At 45.6% G+C, this 22,777-nt stretch carries 12 protein-coding genes; 2 read left to right on the forward strand and 10 right to left on the reverse strand.

Annotated elements, in window-relative coordinates; genetic code table 11:
* Nucleotides 1-55: 55 nt before the first annotated feature.
* On the forward strand, nucleotides 56-1,066 hold the full coding sequence (locus NSU18_RS12110; RefSeq protein ID WP_341149117.1) for a glycoside hydrolase family 130 protein: 1,011 nt from the start codon (nucleotides 56-58) through the stop codon (nucleotides 1,064-1,066).
* 441 nt (nucleotides 1,067-1,507) lie between these two features.
* Here the strand turns inward: NSU18_RS12110 and NSU18_RS12115 are convergent, their stop codons facing one another.
* On the reverse strand, nucleotides 1,508-2,152 hold the full coding sequence (locus NSU18_RS12115) for a hypothetical protein (RefSeq protein ID WP_341149118.1): 645 nt from the start codon (nucleotides 2,150-2,152) through the stop codon (nucleotides 1,508-1,510).
* Nucleotides 2,153-2,422: 270 nt separating this feature from the next.
* On the opposite strand from NSU18_RS12115, the gene NSU18_RS12120 reads away from it, so the two are divergent.
* Nucleotides 2,423-5,548 carry an amidase family protein gene (locus NSU18_RS12120; RefSeq protein WP_341149119.1) on the forward strand — a complete coding sequence of 1,042 codons (3,126 nt, stop codon included), beginning with the start codon at nucleotides 2,423-2,425 and terminating at the stop codon, nucleotides 5,546-5,548.
* 92 nt (nucleotides 5,549-5,640) lie between these two features.
* Here NSU18_RS12120 and NSU18_RS12125 read toward each other — a convergent pair whose 3' ends face one another.
* The 9 genes from NSU18_RS12125 to NSU18_RS12165 all read right to left on the reverse strand — a co-directional run bounded on the left by NSU18_RS12125 (nucleotide 5,641) and on the right by NSU18_RS12165 (nucleotide 22,768).
* A complete protein-coding gene (locus NSU18_RS12125) occupies nucleotides 5,641-6,705 on the reverse strand; it encodes a hypothetical protein (RefSeq protein WP_341019483.1) in 1,065 nt (354 codons plus the stop codon).
* Between the two features lie 8 nt (nucleotides 6,706-6,713).
* Nucleotides 6,714-7,751 (reverse strand): hypothetical protein, encoded by a 1,038-nt coding sequence (locus tag NSU18_RS12130; RefSeq protein ID WP_341019482.1) that lies wholly within the window; start codon nucleotides 7,749-7,751, stop codon nucleotides 6,714-6,716.
* 178 nt (nucleotides 7,752-7,929) lie between these two features.
* The gene (locus NSU18_RS12135) at nucleotides 7,930-8,196 is read right to left on the reverse strand and encodes a hypothetical protein (RefSeq protein WP_341019481.1); all 267 of its coding nucleotides are present in this window, start codon (nucleotides 8,194-8,196) and stop codon (nucleotides 7,930-7,932) included.
* A gap of 142 nt (nucleotides 8,197-8,338) precedes the next feature.
* Nucleotides 8,339-9,466, reverse strand: a complete 1,128-nt coding sequence (locus NSU18_RS12140) for a serine hydrolase domain-containing protein (protein ID WP_341149120.1) — start codon at nucleotides 9,464-9,466, stop codon at nucleotides 8,339-8,341.
* A gap of 1 nt (nucleotide 9,467) precedes the next feature.
* Nucleotides 9,468-11,147 carry an ABC transporter ATP-binding protein gene (locus NSU18_RS12145; protein WP_341151032.1) on the reverse strand — a complete coding sequence of 560 codons (1,680 nt, stop codon included), beginning with the start codon at nucleotides 11,145-11,147 and terminating at the stop codon, nucleotides 9,468-9,470.
* Between the two features lie 2 nt (nucleotides 11,148-11,149).
* A complete protein-coding gene (locus NSU18_RS12150; protein ID WP_341149121.1) occupies nucleotides 11,150-12,913 on the reverse strand; it encodes an ABC transporter ATP-binding protein in 1,764 nt (587 codons plus the stop codon).
* 22 nt (nucleotides 12,914-12,935) lie between these two features.
* Entirely contained in the window at nucleotides 12,936-14,225 is a 1,290-nt protein-coding gene (gene fabD, locus NSU18_RS12155; protein ID WP_341149122.1) for an ACP S-malonyltransferase, read from the reverse strand.
* A 36-nt stretch (nucleotides 14,226-14,261) separates the two neighbouring features.
* On the reverse strand, nucleotides 14,262-21,491 hold the full coding sequence (locus NSU18_RS12160) for a beta-ketoacyl synthase N-terminal-like domain-containing protein (RefSeq protein WP_341149123.1): 7,230 nt from the start codon (nucleotides 21,489-21,491) through the stop codon (nucleotides 14,262-14,264).
* Complete coding sequence (locus tag NSU18_RS12165) at nucleotides 21,488-22,768, reverse strand: ACP S-malonyltransferase (RefSeq protein ID WP_341149124.1); 1,281 nt, start codon at nucleotides 22,766-22,768, stop codon at nucleotides 21,488-21,490. Before NSU18_RS12165 ends, NSU18_RS12160 begins: the two co-directional genes overlap by 4 nt.
* Between the last annotated feature and the right edge of the window lie 9 nt (nucleotides 22,769-22,777).

Raw genomic sequence — 22,777 nt, forward strand, 5'->3', positions numbered from 1 at the left:
CTTAAAATTCAAGTTAAAGGAAAAGCAGTTCCACACTCAAGGAGGATATTCAACAATGAATGATAACAATACACCCATCATAGGAGCTTTGGCATCCAGTCCCCTCATCCGCCGTCATCCGGCTAACCCTGTGCTGGATGCGGCGCGGGTCCCTTACCCCACCGCCCTTGTATTTAACGCGGGAGTGGTGAAGTTCGGCGGCCGTTATGTGATGGTATTCCGTAATGACTACGGCTCACTCGACAAGCAGACTCTTGAGCCGTCTCATACAACGGATCTCGGTATCGCATTCAGTGAAGACGGCATCCACTGGACGGCCGGGCCGAAGCCGGTGTTCAAGCTGAAGGACGAAGAGTTCGTGCGCGGATATGATCCGCGGCTGACGGTGATCGATGGCCGTTGCTACATGTGCTTCGCTGTAGATACGCGGCATGGCATCCGGGGAGGAATCGCAGTCACGGATGACTTCGAATCCTTTGAAATCTTAAGCTTGTCCACGCCGGACCTGCGGAATATGGTGCTGTTCCCGGAGAAGATCAACGGCAACTATGTGCGGCTGGAGCGGCCGTTCACCGTATACAGCCGCGGTGGCTTGGACCGGTTCGACACCTGGATCGCGGAATCACCGGATCTGATCTACTGGGGACGGTCGGAGCTGTTGCTGGCGGTGGAGCAGGTACCGTTCGCCAATGACAAGATCGGTCCGGCAGCGCCACCGGTGAAGACGGATAAGGGCTGGCTCACCACCTTCCATGCCGTGGATCTCGATCCCGCCAGAGGGAAGAACGGCTGGGAGCCGTCCTGGAAGAAGCGGTATACCGCAGGTATTATGCTGCTTGACCTGAATAATCCCAAGAAAATTCTCGGGATGAGCGCATCGCCGCTGCTCGCTCCTGAAGCCCCCTACGAAACAGACGGCGGCTTCCGCAATGACGTCATCTTCCCCGGCGGCATGATCCTGGAGGACGATGGCGAAGTGAAAATCTATTACGGCGCCGCCGACACCGTGGAATGCCTGGCTACGGCACATGTGGACGATTTGATCAGGCTTTGTTTGGGGCAGTAAAGATAGGTGGCCGCTCTGGCCTCCTGACAGAAGCGGGTATCATCCTTAAATGAGGATGATACCCGTTTTTTTAGACTAGTGAAGCATCAGATTTAAAAGGTTGAATAAGCTTGTGAAACTCAGGGGCTTGTGTAATAAAACCCTATCATCCCAAAAAATCTAACGGACCGAAGAGACCTTATTCCCAGGAGAACCCCATCTTTTGCAGCGTAACGGACTCAGGCGACCTTATCGTCTTTCTGCGAGACGTTTTGGAGCTGAATTCCACGGATAAGGTCCTTGCGGTCCGTTAATCGCCCAAGTGACGACTTTCTTCCCGGATAAGAGCCCCTCAGTCCGTTACGCTAAGCCAAACACCCCTGAAGAACAACGCCCGCTTGGAAAAAGATGCAATTTAAAAGTGAATTGCGTCTGCTCCACTATTTTAAATCTGATAAGCTACTAGGCTTCAACCGCTTGCGGTAACGTTCTTTCGTACTCCTTATATAACGCATAACGCTGGACGCCTCTCGAAGCCTCAACTGCTTCCCTGGCATACTTGACCGCAAGCTCATTGTTGCCGGCTTTCCGTTCAATTTCTGCAAGCACTACTGATCTCATCCACGGCTTCCGGATTGAACTCAAATGTTCCCGCGCCTTAGCGCTTTCCCCGCCCTCCAGCAACAGAGCCGCTTCATAGTACGCCCGGTAATCGGCATGACGGATATGCGGGACGGCTTCCTGAACAGCAGCCATGTCTTTGCGGTACCATCCGTAAGCCGCCTTGTACGTTGCCTGTACCGCCACCTGTTTATGCTTGCTCATCAGCTTCTCCATGACCGTTGCCGCTTCATCCTCAAGCCGGTTCGCAAGAACATACTGAATATACAATGCAGGATTGTTTTTCTGGCTGCGTAAAAAGGACTCCACACGGTCCACACGCTTGTCCAAAACTGCCGGATAATAGAATTGGATTGTAAAAACAATGAGAGTAGCCACCACAGCGCCTACTACAATCAGGATGGGTGAATAGTCATTGAATAATACGAATAAGACAAACAAGAACAGCATGAAATAAACAGCAATGCTCCAGCGATGGCGTTTCATTATAAATCTCCTTTGCGTGCAAAAATCCCATTTGAAATATTGTATCACATTCCATAATCTATCAGCAGAATATATATATAACTCAAAATGTTAATTAACTTGACATCAAATCACTAATTTATTATCAATTAAAATATATATAGCAACTTCCTCTTGTTAAAATCTCTAAAAATAGTTCAATTTCATATTATTTATTGACTGAATTAATATACGATGTTATATTTCTTAACACAATTAATAATATACATAGAGGAAAGGGAGATTGCCTACATGAGTAAGTTAAAACGTCTGCGCAGAACCAAGAGGCAAGTTATAGCTACTTCCATTGCATTATCTGTTATTGCTTCGGGAGTCATTCCGTTTCAAACCGCTGATGCTTTAACGAGGGTTACTTCATCTAGTGGCACCGTATGGGAGATTCACGATGCTTTCGCTCCCAGCTTGGACACTGGAAGCTTGCGTACTGTTGGCGCTACACAGCTACAAGGCTTCGGTAATATTTTTGTTAAAGTATCCTCGCCTACAGCTTCCCTGATGAATGGACAAATGATGCGCGGCTTTGACCTCAAGTACGATGGTGTTAACCGATTCACTTCCTCTCAATCTGTAAACCTCGGAAATGTCACCGTTACCCGTGATGTGTATGTGGACACTATCAATAATAGAACCAGATTCTTTGATACTTTCACCAATAAAAATGATATAGCTGTAAAAGTAGATGTCTCCTTCGGCGGCTCCTTAGGCTATGGTACAGCGGCTAATGCTTCAGTCGTCAAGGCAACCTACTCCAATGATCTAGATGTGACGACAGACGATTCATGGATTGTGGTCGACAGCAGTGCCAGAAACAATAAACCTCTGGGAATTGCAGTCGGGTCTCCACATCCATTTAATAATGGATTAACGGCTCTCGGGAATCAGCAGCAGAATCCATTCACTACAGCTCTCGCCAAGTCCGGTAATGAGGCGAATTTCTATGGCTTCATTAATACCTTGAGTCTTGAACCAGGCCAGTCGAAATCCCTGGTGAATTTTGTGCAAGTTGGAGAAGCTGGAGAAGCTGGACTGAACAACCTGATTGCCACGCTTAATGGATTTAATCAGCAGCTGGATGTGTACGGCTTAACCCCTGCACAGATCCGCTCCATCAGCAACTGGGATATCTCAGGTATAGAGGGACTTAATACTGGAGATCACCTGTTCATTCCAGAGGCTCCTGCAGCACAAAGCTTCATCACTTCCTCCCCCTACGATGTTGTGAATAAATCCATTGCACAGATGCAGCAGGATATGATTAGCGGTACAACGACTTCTGTTCAAATAACGCAAGCGTATCTGGATCGAATCAAGGCGTACGATATGGGCCAACTCGGCTTCCATGCCTTCCTTCATGTGTCCGAAACTGCGCTGGCCCAAGCCAAAGCGGCTGACGATGCCCGTGCACAAGGCGCTAAGGGCGATCTGCTGGGAATTCCTATTGCGATAAAAGATATCTATGACACCAAAGACATGCCGACTACAGGCGGCAGTAAAGCACTTGAAGGCTGGCGGCCGGAATCGGATGCCTTCCAGGTGAATAAGCTGCGGGAAGCCGGCGCGGTCATTATTGGTAAAGTGAATACTTCGGAGTTCGCGAACAGCGGAAGCTTCAGTGAAAGCGGCTGGATGCAGACATGGAATGCGCTCTATCCATCCAAAACCTCTTTTGGCTCCAGCGGCGGATCAGCAGTATCGGTTGCAGCTGATTTCGCAGCGGCAGCTATGGGATCGCAGACAGGGGTATCTCTCTATGCACCTACGACAGGCGCCAGCTTAAAGAGCTTCCGCGGAACAGACGGCATGGCGAGTACGACAGGTGTGCTGCCACTCACTTGGGGACAGGATTATGCGGGGCCTATCGCCAAAACCGTAACAGACCTGGCCATTATGCTGAACGCTACAACGGGTACGGACCCGCAGGATATTTTCACCGTAACTGCTGATGCAGATCATAAACGTCCGGAGAACTGGAAGGAATCGCTGGATGCCGGGGCATTGAAAGGAAAGAAAATCGGATATATCCCATCATCCTTCGTCTCCAGCTACGCAGATGACGATACCGGACAAGCGGTAATGAATAAGTTCTCAGAGCTTCAGGCCGCAGGCGCAACAATGGTGGAGATGTCAACAATGCCAGCAGCCCCTACCCGTCCTCAGGGCATTAACGGCTCTACCGAAGGCTGGGCACGTTACATTGAGCTTCATAAAGCCTTCCCTTACGCAGACGGAGCAAGTGTACTAGCTTCAGATAAGGTGCTTATCTATAATCAGAGAGGATATACTGTACCTACGCGGATGACAGAACAGGCTGTACAGGATTACATCAAGTATAGAACAGACTATAAAGAAGTGATCAAAGGCTGGATGGACCAGAATGGCGTGGATGCCATTGTGTATGCAGGCTTCATCAGTGACGTCTACAACAATGACGCATCAGCCTCTCAATTAAGTTCGGACCGGGGCACAGGCGTATTAACGTCTAATGTCGGCCTCCCTACGGTAGTGGTTCCTGTAGGAACGAACGACAGCGGATATTCGATCTCCATGCAGCTTGTGGGCAGAGCGTGGGACGATGCCAAAGTTCTGGGTATGGGCTATGCGCTTGAGCAGCAAAGTCAAGCCAGACTGCTTACCGCTTTTGCTCCAGCACTGCCATACGTCCCAACCCCTACTACTCCTGATCCAACAGATAATGAACCAAGCAACCCAAGTCCTGGAGGAGGTACCGTTACTCCACCGGTAACGGCAACGCCTACACCAACACCTACTGCTACACCGGCTCCTACAGCAACACCGGCACCAGCAGAAACAACAGCACCAACACCTGCGCCGGAAGTGGTCAGCTTCACCGATACACTGAATCATTGGGCAAAGGCAAGCATTGACCTGCTGATCTCCAAAGGATTATTAACGGGTTATGCCGATGGCACCTTCCGTCCGAATACAGGTCTGACCCGTGCCGAAGCCATTAAGGTCATTACAACGCACATGGGACTTGACGGACAAGCAAGCAGCTTCACAGATGTATCTGGGGCACATTGGGCCAATAAGTATATCGGTGCAGCAGCCAGTGCCGGCCTGATGAACGGATACAGCGATGGCACCTTCCGCCCGAACGCGAAGATTAGCCGCAGTGAATTAGCAACACTAATTACCAGAGCATTTAAGTTGACAGGTACCGGAAGCACATCGTTCAAAGATGTTAGCAAAGAGGCCTGGTATTATAACTCTATTGATGCACTGGCATCCAATAAAATTATTACAGGCTACGAAGACAGTACCTTTAAGCCTGCAAAAGACATTACCCGGGCAGAGTTCGCTACCATGGTGGCGAGATTGCTGGAGAGTGGGAAGTAAGGGGAGTTAAAAGTGTAAATTAAAGGCCATCCCTTTCGGGGTGGCCTTTAATTTGATCTAAAAAACTGTGGTGAACCCTATTCGCTTAATTCTTATACAATTACAAAACGCATATTTTTAATGCTTTCACGTTCTAAGAGGATGATCCTTTGAAGATTTTCTTTAAGTATAGATATATTATTGCTGTTTTTCTTCAGCCTGCATTTGAGAGTAGAGTTTTTGAATACTTCCCATTCGTTACTCAAATTCCTGCAAAGTTCTGCAAGTTCTAATATACTCTTATTACTATAACCTTCAGAAGCATATAAATGATTGAAAATCGACTCATTTTTTTTATGATTTTGTATGAAAGATGTTGTTCTAAGCGCAAATATGCTTTCATCATTCCATGTGGAGGTTATCTCTTCAAATTCATTAAAATAATCTTCCAATGCACTTATACCTAATTGGTAGTACAGATCAACCTCGCCATTATATACAATCTCATCCCTCGCTATATTATTCCTAATATCCAATAAGATAGATTTAGAATAATCTGTTTTATAATCATTAACCTTTTGTTCATTCAAAGATACAGTCATAAAGCGTACATTTTGTCCTGAATCAATTAAGTACTTAGTCGATCTATAAATAACTTCAAAGTTAATATTATAGTAATGCATTTGACCAGGTGATAAACAATCCTCAATTGCTTCGTAATTATTATCTAATTCATACATATCAGAAATATTATGAATAAAAATCGGATGGATAAAGTGGATTTTATTGGACTCCCTCCCATCGGGATAAAAGAAACGATCAATACTTAAGAAAATAAACTTCTGCTGAGATAATGTATCCCGAATTAGTTCATTAAGACTGTCTATATCAGATGACGTAATATCAATCTCTGTAATATCAAAAAAGGAGTATAAAATCTCATTGGTATATACAACCTTAGGTAAAAATAATCCTTGTTCTAATAAGCTCTTGTAAGTTTCCTGAGAATCGAATTTTTGTAAAGTAAGTTTTTTCCAATATTGAGACTTAAATGTGAAGGGTAATGTGCTTAAAGAATCATTGTAGCTGATAAGAATTGACATCAGATTATTTTTGACACAGTCTAACCATAGAGAGTTATACGGAAGTAATTTACTAGCCTGAGACACATTTTTCACCTCTTTAATTATGGTAGATCCTTTTGATTCCCAGGACTCGATTCAACTTCGATAAGCTGCAAGAACCTGTCTAAATAATCTAATTCCATTAAATATACCCGCTCAAGAATTTCAATAATTTTAGTTATATTTTTTTTATCATTAGTTAATTGCAATCTCATATTTAAGTTAACTGCAATTTGCAAATCATTTATTATAATTTTCAAACAATTAATTATTCTTGTCTGTTCTTCTCCTATATTTCCCAGGATAGATTCCACACGAGTTTTCATAATTCTTTTGTGTTCAAGCAAGACATATAAGTTTTTCGTCAATAACTGTATATTGTCGTTTTGAATCGCTAATTGATAATACTTTATTAGTACACGGTATATTGATATGCCAAAATAAGTATCACAATTCGAATAATAATCCTTAACAAAATTCTTTTGTGTGTTTATCGAAGTTGTATATTCATTAATCAGACAAATCAATAAATCCTTATTTAAAGAATGTTCAACTGAATTAGGTTTTAACATGAATATTTTTTTGAGATATTCATCATCATTATGCTCGAAATAATCTGATAATTTATCATAAGATTCACTCAATTGAGAATAACTTATCAAGTTAAACGATAGTTTATTATTATGGTCATAGCCTGCTATATTAAAAGTACAATCCTCCTCATTATAACCATGTATCATAACTCCATGTCCGAACTTCCGCTTCATATAAGATGAAGTAAATGGAAGATAGAACTCATCAACATGTAGAAAAATATAAAATCCCTTTTCAATATTTTTTATTACAAAATCTATAATGTTTTCACTCATCTCATTTCTTTTAAGTAAATAACTGCTCTCTTTCAATTGTGAAAAAGATAAAAAATCATCTTCGCAATAGTCAAGTACGACAACCTCATTTTTGTATTCGTCAATTTTCAATTGAAAGTACCTATCCAATATAATCCATTCTATGGGGTTACCAACTTCTAAAATTGACATTATATATGAATGGTGGGGCAAGGAATCTATTCTCGAATGAACAAGAGGGAGCAGCTTCATATTGTGGACCTCCATAGTTATTTAGCATCAAAAAAAAGCCAACCGAATGCCGGATGACTCATCATAAAATCATATGTAAATGTAAATTAGTTAGATTGTTGTATCTGATCCTCTTCAGAATTTATTGATCCACAGAGGACCAGACAATGATGATGCACTTGCAGTTCAAATAAAAGTCTTATTTTCCACTAGACACAAGGCTTTCCTTGATCTTAAAAAACTCTTTTTCATGGTGTCTTCGGAATGCCAATGTTTTAGTGTCAACTGCTTTAGCAATTCTTTCAGCGGTCGCACCTTTACAATTTTTACATACTTTAAGTTGCTTACCTTCTGAATTACTCACAGTATATAGAACTTTAATTCTTGTTGAAAGACATACCGGGCATACACCGCGACCTCTGGAAGGCACCTTCAAAAGTCCCTTACCCCTTGTTGTTTTTGCCAAACAAATTACTCCTCTCAAGATGAAAATATTTACATCTAACTATACCAAATTCCCCCACTCGATGTCAAGTTTTAGGATTTGTTACATTTAGTTTCTTTAATTTAAAATTTTATATTTACAATTTTTATAGCATATTGGGCTGCTATCGAGTCAAATGAAGTCCTTTTCGATCGTAGCACAATATTTGTATGGCATTTCTTATCTTGCTCTGTTCCTTCATTTTTATACCTTGGGGATAACTGTTAATATTCTCTCCCACAATGTCCAGAACCCATTCATGCAGTAACCGGTTGATTATATGGCTTCCATTTACACTGTTTGTCAACAGGGCTATTCCAGCTCCCTGCTCTGGAAAGACCGCAAAAGAGCTGTTGAATCCGATATTGGTTCCGTGATGAAAAAGCATTTTCCTATTTTGCGGAAAGGTTACTATATGATACCCCAAGCCATAATTAACTTTGCGGAAAATTCTTGTCCGCAGTTTGGTTTGAGACTCCGGAGATAAAAAGCCCGAGGTATCCGTGTCCTTCATATGAGCGCCTAAAAACCTGGAGAGATCGTTAATCGAGCTGTACATACCGGCAGCAGCATGCTCTGCATAATACCTTTTCGGCATAACGAATCCATATGCGCCGAATGCTTGCGATATTCTGGGCTCTACCCGTTCGGTAATGAGAAATGTGCTCTCCTGCATTCCTAAGGGTTCAAAAACGTTCTTCTTCATATAATTATCAAACTTCATTCCTGTTACTTCCTCAATAACATGCTGCACTAAGCTATATCCGCCACCAGAATATTTAAAGCCCTGTTGAGGCTCATAAATAACTTTAAGTCCATTCTCCCGTTCAAAAGTCCGTGTACGCAGCAAATCAGTATTCACCTGAACCTCCGGATAACCGAGGTAACCGGAGATATTCATCCCGCCCGTATGGCTCAAGAGTGACTGAAGGGTGATTTTACTGTGATCAAAGCTGGATGAGGGCAGCTTCCATTTATGCAAATAAGTATCGACCGGAGCCTCCAAATCCAGAATTTTTTCTTCAACCAATTTCATAACTCCCCAGGCCGTCAAGGTTTTCGAGATGGAACCCAACTGAAACACAGAATTCACTCCGGTTGCCATACGCCTTTGATGATCTGTGAAGCCATATCCCTCTAAATGCACCCTTTTGCCATTGTGCCAAAGAGCGAGTGCCACACCAGGAATTTTATTCTTTTTCATTAGTACTGCAATACTTTCCTTCAGAGCTTCTTTATTAGCCGCCTTCATCCTATAATCTCTCCAGTTTGCCTTGCCTTAATGTGAAAACATGTGAGAATCCGGTATATGCTGTAGGACGATGTGAAATCATCAGTACAGTTTGCTTGCCCATCAACTTGTTCAGCGATTGGATAATTCGTTTCTCCGTCTCGAAATCCAGCGCCGAGGTAGCTTCATCCAATAGCAGTACAGGCGCCTTTTTAATGAAGGCTCTGGCGAGAGCAATCCGCTGCCTTTGCCCTCCGGATAAGTTAGTGCTGTTTTCACTGATTATCGTGCTGTATCCTTCCGGCAGCTCCATAATGAACTCATGAGCACACGCGCTTTCAGCGGCAGCGGCGATTTCTTCATCACTGGCCTCTGGTTTGCCGAATCGGATATTCTCTGCAATACTCCCTTCAAACAAAAAGCTGTTCTGCGGTACATATGCGATATTGCTTCTCCAGAGCTCTAAATCGGACTGCGCTAGCCGTTGTCCTGCGACAGAAATATCACCCTTCAATGGTTCATAGAAACCCATCAGCAATTTTATTACAGTACTCTTGCCCTCTCCACTGGGTCCAATCAATGCGGCAAGCTCTCCTTGCTCAACAGACAGACTCGCTTGATCCAGCACTTTGTTACCGTTTCTGTGTGTGAAGACTACATCATCCAGTTTTATGCCTCTTTTTTCATTCACCGTCTGGTGAAGACTGCCGGTTCCATCCGCTACTTCAGTGCCACTCTTCTCCGTGCGCTCTTCCATTAATTCCAGCACCCGGTCTACTGCCGGTTCAGATGCCTTAAAATCCATCATAAATCTGCCGATATTATTCAGCATAAAGTTGACTCCGTAAAGCAGTTGTCCAATAGCCAGCAGTTCTCCAAGCTGTGATTTCCCATCCAATAGAAGTAAGCAGCCGATAACTATAAGAGAGACTTGGACAATCCAGCTAAATATATAATTTGTGCTGTCCAACAACGCATATCTGAAATTATTATCCAGAGCTGCACTAGTAGCCATCCGGTTATTCTCCGAGTATTCCCGGACCATCCATTTTTTCATCTGGTACATTTTTATGGTGCTGGCTCCATTGATTGTATCGGTCATTTTCTCCGTCATATTCCCCATATGCTGCTGCAATCGGCTTGCCGTTGCATGAACCCCTTGCGACATCCGGCTGTTCAACCACGATAATATGACTCCAAAAAAGGAAAAGACCAGGGCATATCGCCAGTTCAGAATCAGCATGACGGTTAAAGATCCCAAGCCGAACACAAGGGCATAGATCAAAGAATATAGACTGCTGGTAAATACTCTGTGGATCACCCCAACATCGTTGATAACTCGGGAAAGTACCTCTCCACTATGCTTATTCTTTAAGGTATCTTCGGGAAAATGAAGAACTTTTTGAAACAATGACATTTTTATATGTCCAATTGATTGATGAACAACCCGGTTATACAGAAAATGTGCACTGAACATAACCAGTGCGCACAAAAACGTCTGCAGAAACGCTATCCACAGCGCCTGTACTAGCGAATCTCTGCTGTTATTCACTGCGGCGTTTACTACATTCCGGATGACTAAGCCAACAGCAATGTATAATCCCGCTTCGCCGGCGCTTTTAAATATGATGGATACCGCGTATAAAAATTTATCTTTATGAATTAGGGCAAACAACTTAAGCCATAAATTGGATTTCTGCATACTCAATGGGCAACCTCCTCATTGGAGAATAGGTCGGCCTCATACTCCCCTCCCTTTTGAGACTGGTGGATGTACAATTGATAGTAAAGACCGCCAGAATTCATTAATTCTGCGTGTGTCCCTCTTTGAACGATCCGCCCCTTTTCCATCACAAGAATGAGGTTCGCATCTTTGGCTGAAGCTAATCTGTGGGTCACTCCAATAGTACAACGGTTGTTTCTGTTCCAGGCTCCCTGCTTCTCAATAAAACTGGCTTCTGAAGCTGCATCAAGCGCAGATGTGGCTTCATCCAAAAGCAGGATCGGAGCATCTTTATAGAGCGCCCTGGCTATAGCAACCCGCTGGCGCTGCCCGCCGGATAACAATTGGCCCCCCTCACCAGCCAAGCTATCGAATGGGATGTCCAGGCCCGCCACTTCCGAAGACTGAGTCAGCCTTTGGGGATCGGATTCCTGGAAACAACAAATATTCTCACCAATGGTTCCAGGGAATAAAAAGGAGTCCTGAGAAACAAGCGCTACACCTTTGCGCAGTGCTCTGCCTCCCAACTCCCCGAGCTCCATTTCCGAAATCATGATCCGGCCGGCCTGAGGTGTATAGAAACCGCACAACAATTTGAGCAGTGTGCTCTTCCCGCTGCCGCTAGGTCCTACAACCGCAACCAGTTCTCCAGGCTGCACATAGAAGCTTACATCCTGAAGAACCGGTATTCCTCCATAGGAAAAGGAAACTTCGTCAAAATGAATGGCCGGGGTCAATGTTACTGTAGTATCCGTCCCAAACTCCGGTTCAACGCTCTCCTCCAGAAGCTCAAACAAATAATTAGAGGTGTCTCTTATTTTACGGATCTCGCCCATTAAGCCTGGCAACATATTGAGTGATTCATTTAAATAATTCTGCATTTGAATGAATGCCATCAGCTCCCCTACCGAAATCTGGTCATTATATGCCAAATACCCGCCATATACCGCACAGAACATCAAAGGAACCAACCCAAGCGCAATGCTGACTGGAATAATAGCGCTCTCAATTCTTAATGCCCGAATATTTCCGGCTATCGAAGCTTCCAGGTACCGCTTGTATTTGCCTTCCAAAAAACCAAAAATGCTATACGCTTTTACAATCTCGCTTCCATGAATACTCTCTGCCAGCACCGAATCACTGACGGCGGCATTGTGCTGAGCCGAAACAATATGCTTACCTATGGAATTGCTCAATCGTTTACTGACTAAGAATGCAAACGGGAAGATTATCAAGCTGACCAGCAGCAATCTCCAACTGATGAACGCCAGTATGAAGCAGCATACGATTGCTCTAGTGAATTGATGAACATATGTCGGAAGCCGGTCCTTTAAAAAGTAGTGAAGTGTTTCTCCTGCTTGCATGATCCGGGATATCATTTCACCCGTTTTTTGTTTCTCCAAATAAGTTACCGGCAAATCAGGAATTTTCCCAACGATTTCGTTTCGAATTACTTGCGTAATGTAGGCAGCAAATTTGCCTGAACTGTTAATACTAAGAATATTAGTCAGAAAACCAACAATTACAGTAACAACCGTAATAATAATATAAATGATCAAGCTCCGATACTGGCTCTCCATCGCATAGTCTATTAAATTCCTCATATATAGAGCTAGTGAAATGTCGATCCAGACAAACAGTAGCGCGCAAAAAATGCTGATGGCCGCCAGCCGCCGATATTCCTTCAAGTATGGCAGCAGCCGGCGGTAGAACAATTTCCATTCACCCATGTCTTGTCCTTTCATATTCGTAATGACTCGTAATGGGTTAATCATGCGTTGATATGTTGCACAACTCAGGATTAGCCAAAACATGAAACTGCGGATAAACCCTGCTGATTTGTGTTTCTTGAAGCAATTGCTCAAACCGTTCCTTCTGTTCATCTGCAGGCGTCAGTTTGGTTTCAAACACACTTCGCAGCATGTCTATGGCCTCCTGAACCTTATCGGCACCGGCCGGTTTACCTTCTTTGGTTAATTGCGCTTCCATTTCCTTAATCCGGCGGTATGGCTCCAGCACTCCTTTTTCATACGCTTCATGATCCCAATTACGATTGCGGGTGCATACGGCGATTGCCAGGCACCGGCTAATCAGCTTTCGTGTAGTATCCTCTGCGCTTTGATACTTCGATACATTCAAAGCCTTCCATTCCTGCAAATCTTCTTCACTGTCAAAGGAAAATGTCCGGATAGAGGGGAAATCTTTAAAAAGGTTTTTCAAAACTTTTCTTGGGCCCAGCTCCACGGCCGTCTCCATTCCCTTTGAAGCGAGAAATTGCATGGTTTCGCTCCAACGAACGGGTTCAATGATTTGTCTCGACAGAAAAGCAGGTATGCTTTCTTTGTTCAAATAAGGCCGGGCATGTACATTGGAAACGACGGGAATAGTCAACGGGTTGAAGTCCACCTTATCCAGCGCAGCTTTAAATTTTAACGAAGCCTCCTCCATAAGTGGACTATGGAAAGGGGCACTGACCGTTAACCGGAGCGTCCTGGCTCCTGAAGCCTGCAGTTGTTCCTCCGCCCGCGACACCGCAGACTCATGCCCTGAGATCACCCACTGGGATTTCGAATTATAATTGGAGACTGCCACCTGAGCCGTTTCATCCGAGCATGCTCTGCAAACATGCTCAACCAGCTCCTTATCCGTCCCAGATACTGCAGACATTGCACCAGCGATGCCAATGCTGGCCTCGCTCATAAGCTGCCCTCTGACACGGACCAGCTGAACAGCATCTGCGAATGATATTGCCCCGCTAACCACAAGTGAAGTAAACTCTCCGAGACTGTGACCTGCCAAATAATGAGGCTGAGGACCTCCTTCTTCCCGGTATATACGGTACGCGGCAATGCTTGCGGCCAGAATTGCCGGCTGGGCATTTTCTGTCTGCATCAATTCCTTTTCATCGCCTTCAAAACACAAGCGGGAAAGGGGGAGCCCCAAGACACTGTCACATTCCTTGAATGTTTTGGCGGCAACTGCATAACTGTCAAACCATTTTTTCCCCATCCCTATATATTGCGCCCCTTGTCCTGGAAAAAGCAGTGCAATTTTCATTACCATATTTCCTCCTTAAAATAGGCGCCTTAATCATCACCATTCAAACTCTACACTGATCTCATTCTCCACTTTTTCACAGCCTGAAATATGATCCATCCGGCTAAGCCCTGTCAATTGACCGATTGTAGTTCCGCAAGCTGCCGAAACCTTCTTCAATACACTAATATACTCAGCGCCCAGCAACTCAGCATCTCCATCTTCAAACTTCGCAGGATTGTACAGGAAACTGCATCTCCAGCCATCAATGACTTGAACTACATGCAGGAGAAGGTCAAAACGCATGCTCCGGTGATCATTATCCATAAGTGCAAGCTGAATTTCATCGTGCTGGAATCTGCCTTTCTCCTCTTCATAGACTTCATAGACAATCACCGTGTTGAATAGCGGGTCCCTCCGGGAAGATGGAGTCTCAGCCAATTCATCCATTACCAGTTGAAGCGGATACTCTTGATGATCTAACGAGCTCCCTACTTTTTGCCGGACCCTGTCAACAAATTCATTGAAATTCAATTCCGGAGACAAATAATTACGGATGCCGATCATATTGGTAAACATACCGATCAAAGACTGTACATCTTCCACTGGTCTGCCTAGTACGGGATATCCTATTGTAATATCATCCGTCTGGCAAATCTTAGCAAGCACAATATTCAAAATAGCCACTGCAAGAATAAACGATGTGGCATTCGTGTCAGATGCTGCTGTCCGAATCAGTGTAGAGCTAACTTCAAATTTTTTGCTGGCGTATACCGAGGCTACCGCACTCCCCTCTTCATTTTCCCATCGCTTAAACGGGAAGACCATTGGGGCAGATCTGGATTGATATTCTTTCAGCCAATATGCGCGCTGCTTCCTGAATTCCTCACTGTGCAAATATTCCTCATTGAACCATACCGTATAATCCGAAAACTGGACTTGCAGCGGAGGAAGACTGGCACCGCCGTAGAGTTGTCTAATTTCTGCCGCCATAATCTCCATTGATTTGCCGTCCACATTAATGTGATGCACATCAAATAACAGTATTTGTTCTTCTTCCCCCTCCACTTCCAAAAGGCAGGCTCTCAGAAGAGGTGCTTGCTTCAAATCAAAGGGCTGGATGAACTCATTTACGGCGGCGTGGATCTGAGACTTGCCTATAGTTTTGGAGTCCAGCTTAAATACAACATCTTCGTGCACCAGCTGTACAATTTCCCCTTCCCTAATATCAAAGGAGGTACGGAGGGAACCATGTCTACGGATCAGGCTTTGAAATGCGCTCTCCAGCCTCGAACTGTCCAGCCTTCCTATAACCCGATAGGAATGAGTTTCGTTGTACAGGGTTTTATTTTCAGAAATGACCTGGTGAATATATACATTCAATTGAGAAGGAGTAAGCGGATAAGCACTCCTCTTCGAAGAACCGATTCTCCGGTTGTCCTTCTCCTGAATACAGCTTTGCTCTTCTATCAATAACGCCTGTTTCATGAATTCCGGCTCTTCAAACAGCAGTGAGGCTGGTAAATGACATCCAAACTCCTTGTTGATTTTCGAGGAAAGCACCATGATTGAAAGAGAATCACCGCCAAGATCAAAAAAATGACCTGAAGTATTTATCTTCTCAATCCCCAAAATATCATTCCAGATTTTGGCCAGGCGTGCTCTGGTATTACCAGCTTCTTTATCAGGCAGTTCTGCGGGCTGCAGGTTAGCTGAAGAATTCTCTTCTTTCAAAGTCAGCCATGGCAGAGACATCATTCTGTTTACTTCAAACCAGCATCTCGTATTTGCGAATGGATAGACAGGCCACTTTATTTTGGCCGGCGGGTCTGCTTCGTACCACTGACTCCATTCGATCCTTCCCCCATCAACATAGTATTCCCCGAAACGCATCAGCAGTTCTCTGTCATCCCCCGGGTGTGGACACTCTGGAACTTGCTTCAATTGCTCGCGGCTAAGTTCACCCCGATAAAAGATTCCCTCTTCCGGCCTATGGAATGCCCCTCTTATCAAGAACTGTTCAAGGATACGGATCAATTCTCCAATGCTGGAGACGACCATAGCGGCCCGGTGGCTATAATGTCCTCTTCCGGAATTCAAAGTATACGAAATCTGCCTCAGATCGACGGAAGAACCATAACGCAGCTCGTACACACAATCCTTCACAAGTGCCGTAAACGCCTCCGCACTCGCCGCCGAAATTGTACAGAGTTCCAGTTGGCCGGCCGGTTTGAGCACTGTAGAATTCTGAACCGGAGCTTCCTCCAGTACAAGGTGACAGTTCGTACCAGAAAGCCCGAACGAGCTGACACCGCAGCGTAATGGTGCATCGGCGATCCAAGGTATACTCTTGTCTGCCACAAACACAGGCGAATTACCGAAGTCGATATTTTGATTCGGTTTCTGAAAGTTCAGCGTAGCGGGAATGGTTCTATGCTGCAAAGCCATAACCGCCTTTAATAAACCTGCCGCCCCGGAGCAGTGATCGAGATGGCCGATATTGGTCTTTACCGAACCTATGGCACAGAACTGTTTTTTGTCGGTAAATCTTTCAAATGCTTTGGTGATGGCGCTAATCTCAATCGGGTCACCAAGTCTCGTGCCTGTTCCATGGGCTTCAATGTAACTGATGGACTCCGGAGGTATCCGGGCATCCTTCCAAGCATCAACTAACAACTGCTCTTGCGCCAGAGGGTTTGGAGCTGTGATTCCCGATGAGCTTCCGTCCTGATTGACAGCCCCTCCCTTAATTACTGCATAGATACGGTCTCCATCCCTCACCGCCGTTGATAACGGTTTCAGGACAAAGGCTGCACTGCCCTCACCCCATACTGTTCCGTCCGAAGCATCATCGAACGTCCGGGTCTTATAGTCTGACGATTCAATCCCAACCCCGCTGATATCTGCTACCGGAAGCGGTATTATTTTGACGCTGCCCGCTATAGCCTGTTCACATTCTCCATTGCGGAGACTTAAGCATGCCCTATGGATGGCAACCAGTGAAGAGGAGCAGGCTGTATCAATGACCATACTGGGCCCCTTTAAATCCAACAAATAGGCGATACGGCTGGCAATAATGGATGTTACATTCCCCGCCAAAGCCAGTGGGGCAGATTCCGGTTCCAGCAACGAAACAATCTGTCCGTAGACAGGGAGACCGATATACCCTACGAAGACGCCTGTTTTGCTTCCCCGTATGCTGTCCCCCCCGTAACCGGCATCTTCTATCGCCTTCCATGCTTGCTGGAGGAATATCCGCTGATTCGGGTCCATCAGACTAGCTTCTTTGTGCGATATCCGGAAGTACCTGTGATCGAAGGCATCCACCCGATTGAGGTAGCCTCCCTCCACATAGGACTTCTCCGTACCGGTGTTTGCCGTCAGCCATTGAAACGGCGTACTATCAGAGATTCTTCCTTCCGGGAACATACGGATGCAATCCATTTGCTGATCAATATTCTCCCAGAACTCATCCGCATTCTCTGCATATGGAAATACCCCTGACAGGCCAATAATAGCAATGCTTTGTTCTCCTTTTATATCATCGGAATAAGGAATGGCTTCCTTAGTAATCTCAGCCTGTGCATAAATGTAATCGGCAAGCTTGGCTAGCGTGGGATAAGCGAAAAGATCTGCCATAGACAGAACTCCCGGATAATGGGGAAGCAGCTTTTCGTAAACTCTTGTGATGTAAATGGAATTGCCGCCGATTTCAAAGAAATTATCATCAATATGGAATCGGGAGTAACCAAGCACATCAGCCCAGACTTGGCCAATCTGTTCTTCAATCTGTTGTAAATGCTTTTCTTGTGTACCCATAATCTGTGTTTTAGCAGCAGCCTGTAGCGGCCTTTTCTTCTCTTGGTCCAATTGACTCCGCAGCTCTGTAGACAAGCCGATGCCTAAGCTGTCCGGTGTAAGACCGTATATGTGTCCATTCTCTCTAATCGTCCCGATAGCCACGCGTCTGTAAGGCTGACGGAACGCTTGCCGAAAGGCCTTCACGGCTCTGGCTACCGGAAGAGCTGTGAAGATATCTCTGCTTCTGTCATGTTTATGCTGGCCGGCCATCCCGGTATTCTCCCAGGCCGACCAGTTGATGCATAAAGTAATTTGATCCGGATGCGTTCTGTGCCGGTAATCAGCAAATACATCCTGATAATGGTTCGCCGCGGTGTAATCCCCCTGACCCAATCCCCCCGATATAGTGGTAACCGAGGAAAACAGGACAAAGAAGCTTAAGGGATCTTGACTTGTTAAAGTATGCAAATTCCTTGTTCCGCTTACTTTGGGAGCCATTACCCTCCAGAACTCTTCTGCTGACTTATTAAAAATATAGCCTCCGCCTCCGCGGCCAGCACTATGTACCACACCCTTGATGGGCCCGTGCTCTGTTCTGATCTGGTTGAGAGTTACATCAAGCGCATTGGAATCCGATATGTCGGTAGTATAAAAAAACAAATGGGAGCCCTTGCTTTCAATTTGCCTGCAAGCTTCCACTCTGCGGGCAAGCACCGAATCGGCTTGTTCCTTTCCAAATGCCGGCCAAGCCGTCCGTTCAGGAAATCCTGTGGAGCTGATAAGAGCATAAGAAGCGGGCATTTCTTCCGCCCAATCAGAGATCAATTCTAGCGCGATTCCTCCGCTTCCTCCTGCAACTACATAAATCCCTTGGGAATCCAGCTCCAACTGCTGCTGTGGACCAGAAGCAGGCTCAACCTCTTTCCAGCTTTCAACGTATTTACAACCCTTCCGGTAAGCCACCGTATACGAATCAAAAGGACAGGCAAGCTCATGTAAAATCTGCTCCGTCGTGATATCATCATCTATGTCTATACAACGGCAGTGAAGCGGGCTTTCCAGGCGAATGGTTTTTCCTAGACCGTACAATGCCGCATTCTCGGGCAGCAGGTCCGGTTCGTCACCGGTGATCTCATAGCAATAATTTGAAATGAGGGCCACATCAATCGGGTTATTGAATCTTCGCTTCATAAAATGTTTGGTGAAATAAAAGAAATTTCCGGTTGACCTGGCTAAACGCTGCGTGTGGGCACTATCTGAGCGTTCATCGGTACAAGCCAATGCACTCATATAAATAATCCGGATAATATTTAAATGCTCCAAGCACTTGCACAACAACTGGTACGCGTCTTCATCAGTTCCAGTCTTGAATTTCAACTCACCAGTCTGTTCAAAGCCCTCCCCTGTATCTTCTATCTCAACTACCAGATACTTCAAGGATCGGAAGTGATCGATAACCGCTTGAGATTTCCCCATACGATCCTTGAAGACAAGGACTGCTCCACCGTCCATAGATGGAACATTTAAAGGACGCGCGAGCGGAATCCCTGCCTCTTTCCATATGGGAGCAAGCAGACGGATAGACTGTTCACTAGTACCCGGATCAGGAAGCCAGCATCGATGCTTCTGGAACGGATACGCTGGCAAATGAAGCTTTTGCCGTTCCTTCCCCTTATGCAAGTGATCCCAGGCAATAGTTAGCCCCTCAACATACGACTGGCATAACTGTTCAAGACAGGCAAGCTCGTTTTGATGATAATAGTCCTGTAACGGATACTCTAGACCGTTGCTTTCGTTTACAGAGGATTTATAAGGGCTGCGTTCGTTCTCATCTGTTAGTGTAATATAAATGCCGCGGGATACATCTGCCTCCAGCCTCTCCTCCAACAGCTCCAGTTTGTCTTCCAGCTCTTTATGACTTCTGACAATAAAGGCAACGCGGTTGCTGTAATGTCCTCTTCCACAGTTAGAAATATAGCAGATAGCTCTCCAATCGGCATTTGACCGTATTGCTTCCCTCCAGCTTCTGACGGCTTCCGATAACGCAGAAGGGATACGGGCTGATAGTGTGAAAACTGCAGCTTGTCCTTGGGAAGCCAGCTCGTCTGCTTTGCCTTCGGGAGCCTCCTCCAATATTACATGGCAGTTGGTTCCGGTAATCCCAAATGAGCTTACAGCACATCTTCTGGGATAGATGTCCGGCTTCCAGTCAGCGAGTTCGGTGTTCACGTAAAGCGGCGTATCCGAGAACTGAATCTGGCGGTTAGGATATTGGAAATGGGTCAGAGGCGGCAGTTTCCCATACTTCACAGTTAAGACTGCTTTGACAAGACCCGCTATTCCGGCCGCGTTATCAAGATGGCCCAGGTTTGCTTTGATGGAACCCAAAGCGCAAAACTGTCTGTTCATGATATATCGGGATTCATAAGCCTTAGAAATCGCTTCAATCTCAATTGGATCACCGAGCCTGGTTCCGGTACCATGTGCCTCCCAGTAGCGGATCGACAATGGATCAATGCCTGCAGCCTCCCACGCCCTCACAATAACATCCTTTTGCGATTCCGAATTTGGCGCAGTCAAACCGATTGAGCTGCCAGTCTGGTTGATGGCACTTCCTTTGATCACTGCATAAATGGAATCCTTGTCCCTTACTGCGCGGTGAAGCGGTTTCAGCATTACTGCTGCAACTCCCTCTCCCATACCGGTACCCTCAGCGTTTTCGTCGAAGGAGCGGGTTCTGCCATCTGTTGCTTCTACGCCAATCCAGGTATTACGGACCGGAAGAATATTGATCTTGACCCCTCCAGCTACTGCCTGAGCACTCTCCCCCCTGCATATGCTTTGGCAGGCCATATGTACTGCAACAAGAGAAGAAGAGCAGGTTGTGTTAATAAGCATGGAAGGCCCCTTCCAGTCAAGCAGATAGGAAATGCGGGAACCAATGAATGGCTGGATATTGCCTGCAACCGCCATTGAAGCCAAGTCAGGATACCCCTCCTCAATAATCCGCTTGTATTCACTCTCATTCCCGAAGCCCACAAATACACCGGTGTTACTCCCTTTCAGGGCATGGCCTCCATAACCGGCATCTTCGATACATGCCCATGCGGTTTGAAGAAACAATCTTTGATTGGGATCCATTAAATTAGCCTCGTTGGGTGACAGGTTAAAAAAAGAATAGTCAAAATCATCTATTCTCTCCAGATAACCGCCTTCTTCGTACACAAGTCCGTCAATTGGCTTCCCGGAATGCTCCAGAATATCCTCTACATCTTTTTTCCGATTCAGCGGAATAGGCCCCACACAGTCCGCACCAGACTGGATAAGCTCCCAAAATTGCTGCAGTGAAGAAGCACCAGGCATTCGGACGGACATTCCCACTACAGCAATATCCATCTCACCGTTGAGTTCATCTGTGCCTGCGGTGTGTAATGCTCCGCTTTCTTCATCTTCGAATAATTGATCAATACGAAAATCATTAATCATAACAGCATCCTTTCTGCATATTCCGGAAATAGGTACTCTAACCCAGTCGCATGGAGCATGCTCATGATTTTTCTCTGCTTTGTCTCCGGCTCAACACGCTTCGTCTCCAAAATCTGATCAAGACACCTGAGCGCTGTCAACGATGCTTCTCTATCGGGATAACAATCGGCTTTCTCCGCCGCTTCCAGCAACGTAGCCAGCACTTTGTAAGGTTCAGATACCCCCTGCTCATAAGCAAGGGGGTCCATATTATCATTGCGGGTAGTGGCAACAATGGAAAGACAGCCGGCAACCACATTAAAGGTGTATCCTTTGCCAGCCACTCCCGCCTTTCCAGGCAGAACCTTGTATGCTTTCAAAAGGTTTTCCCGCTCGGAAGGTGAAGCATAAGACTGGCATTGAACCGGAAGACCGCTCTTGCCGAATAACTCCGTTAACAACCGGCCTGTTCCCATTTCCACAGCTTGGTCCACCCGCTGATTTAAGAACTGCATCGTTTTGCTCCATTGCACCGGCATCACCAGTTGCTTCTCCATTAAATGGGCTATCGTATTGCCATCTATTGCAGGCAGTGCAGTAGTATTCATGATAATTGGAAATTTGGGACGGCAAAATTCAATGGATCTTATCCTTTGACGGATCTCCATTGCTACAGGCTCCATCATGGCACAATGAAACGGGGCGCCCGTAAAGAGCGGAGTCACGCTTGCGCCTTGCTCCATAACCATCGACTCCACTTGCTCCAGGAGCGGAGCATACCCTGATACTGCAACCTGATTATCCGTATTGAAACAAGCGATCCCAACGGTGCCCCCGGTCTTTGCCTTCACTTTCTGACATATTTGCTCTACCTCTGTTTCGGCCAGTCCATCAATCACTGTCATATATCCGTCTTCCTGCCTGGCAAGCTGCATTGCCAGCCGGCTGCGCTCCATCACCAGCTCCAATCCGTTCTGGAAGGTGATCACACCGCTGCATGCCAACGCAGAATATTCACCAAGACTATGACCGGCGACGAATTGCGGCCGGATACCTATATCTCTATGAAAAGCTCTGAAGCAGGCGATGCTGATGACATAGATGGCAGGAAGCGCATGTTCAAGCAGGCTCATATCTCTTAATGTGCCATCAAAACAATATTCTTTTAAGTCAAAACCCAGTTGCCTGCTAGCGTCATGAAACAAATCTCTAGTCTCGCGGCAAGAATCATATAAAGCTCTGCCCATTCCTACATGTTGTGCGCCTTGCCCAGGGAATACATAAGCCAAGTTCCGCAATTTGTTCCT

Source organism: Paenibacillus sp. FSL H8-0048 (genome assembly GCF_038002825.1).
Lineage (GTDB): Bacteria > Bacillota > Bacilli > Paenibacillales > Paenibacillaceae > Paenibacillus_AQ.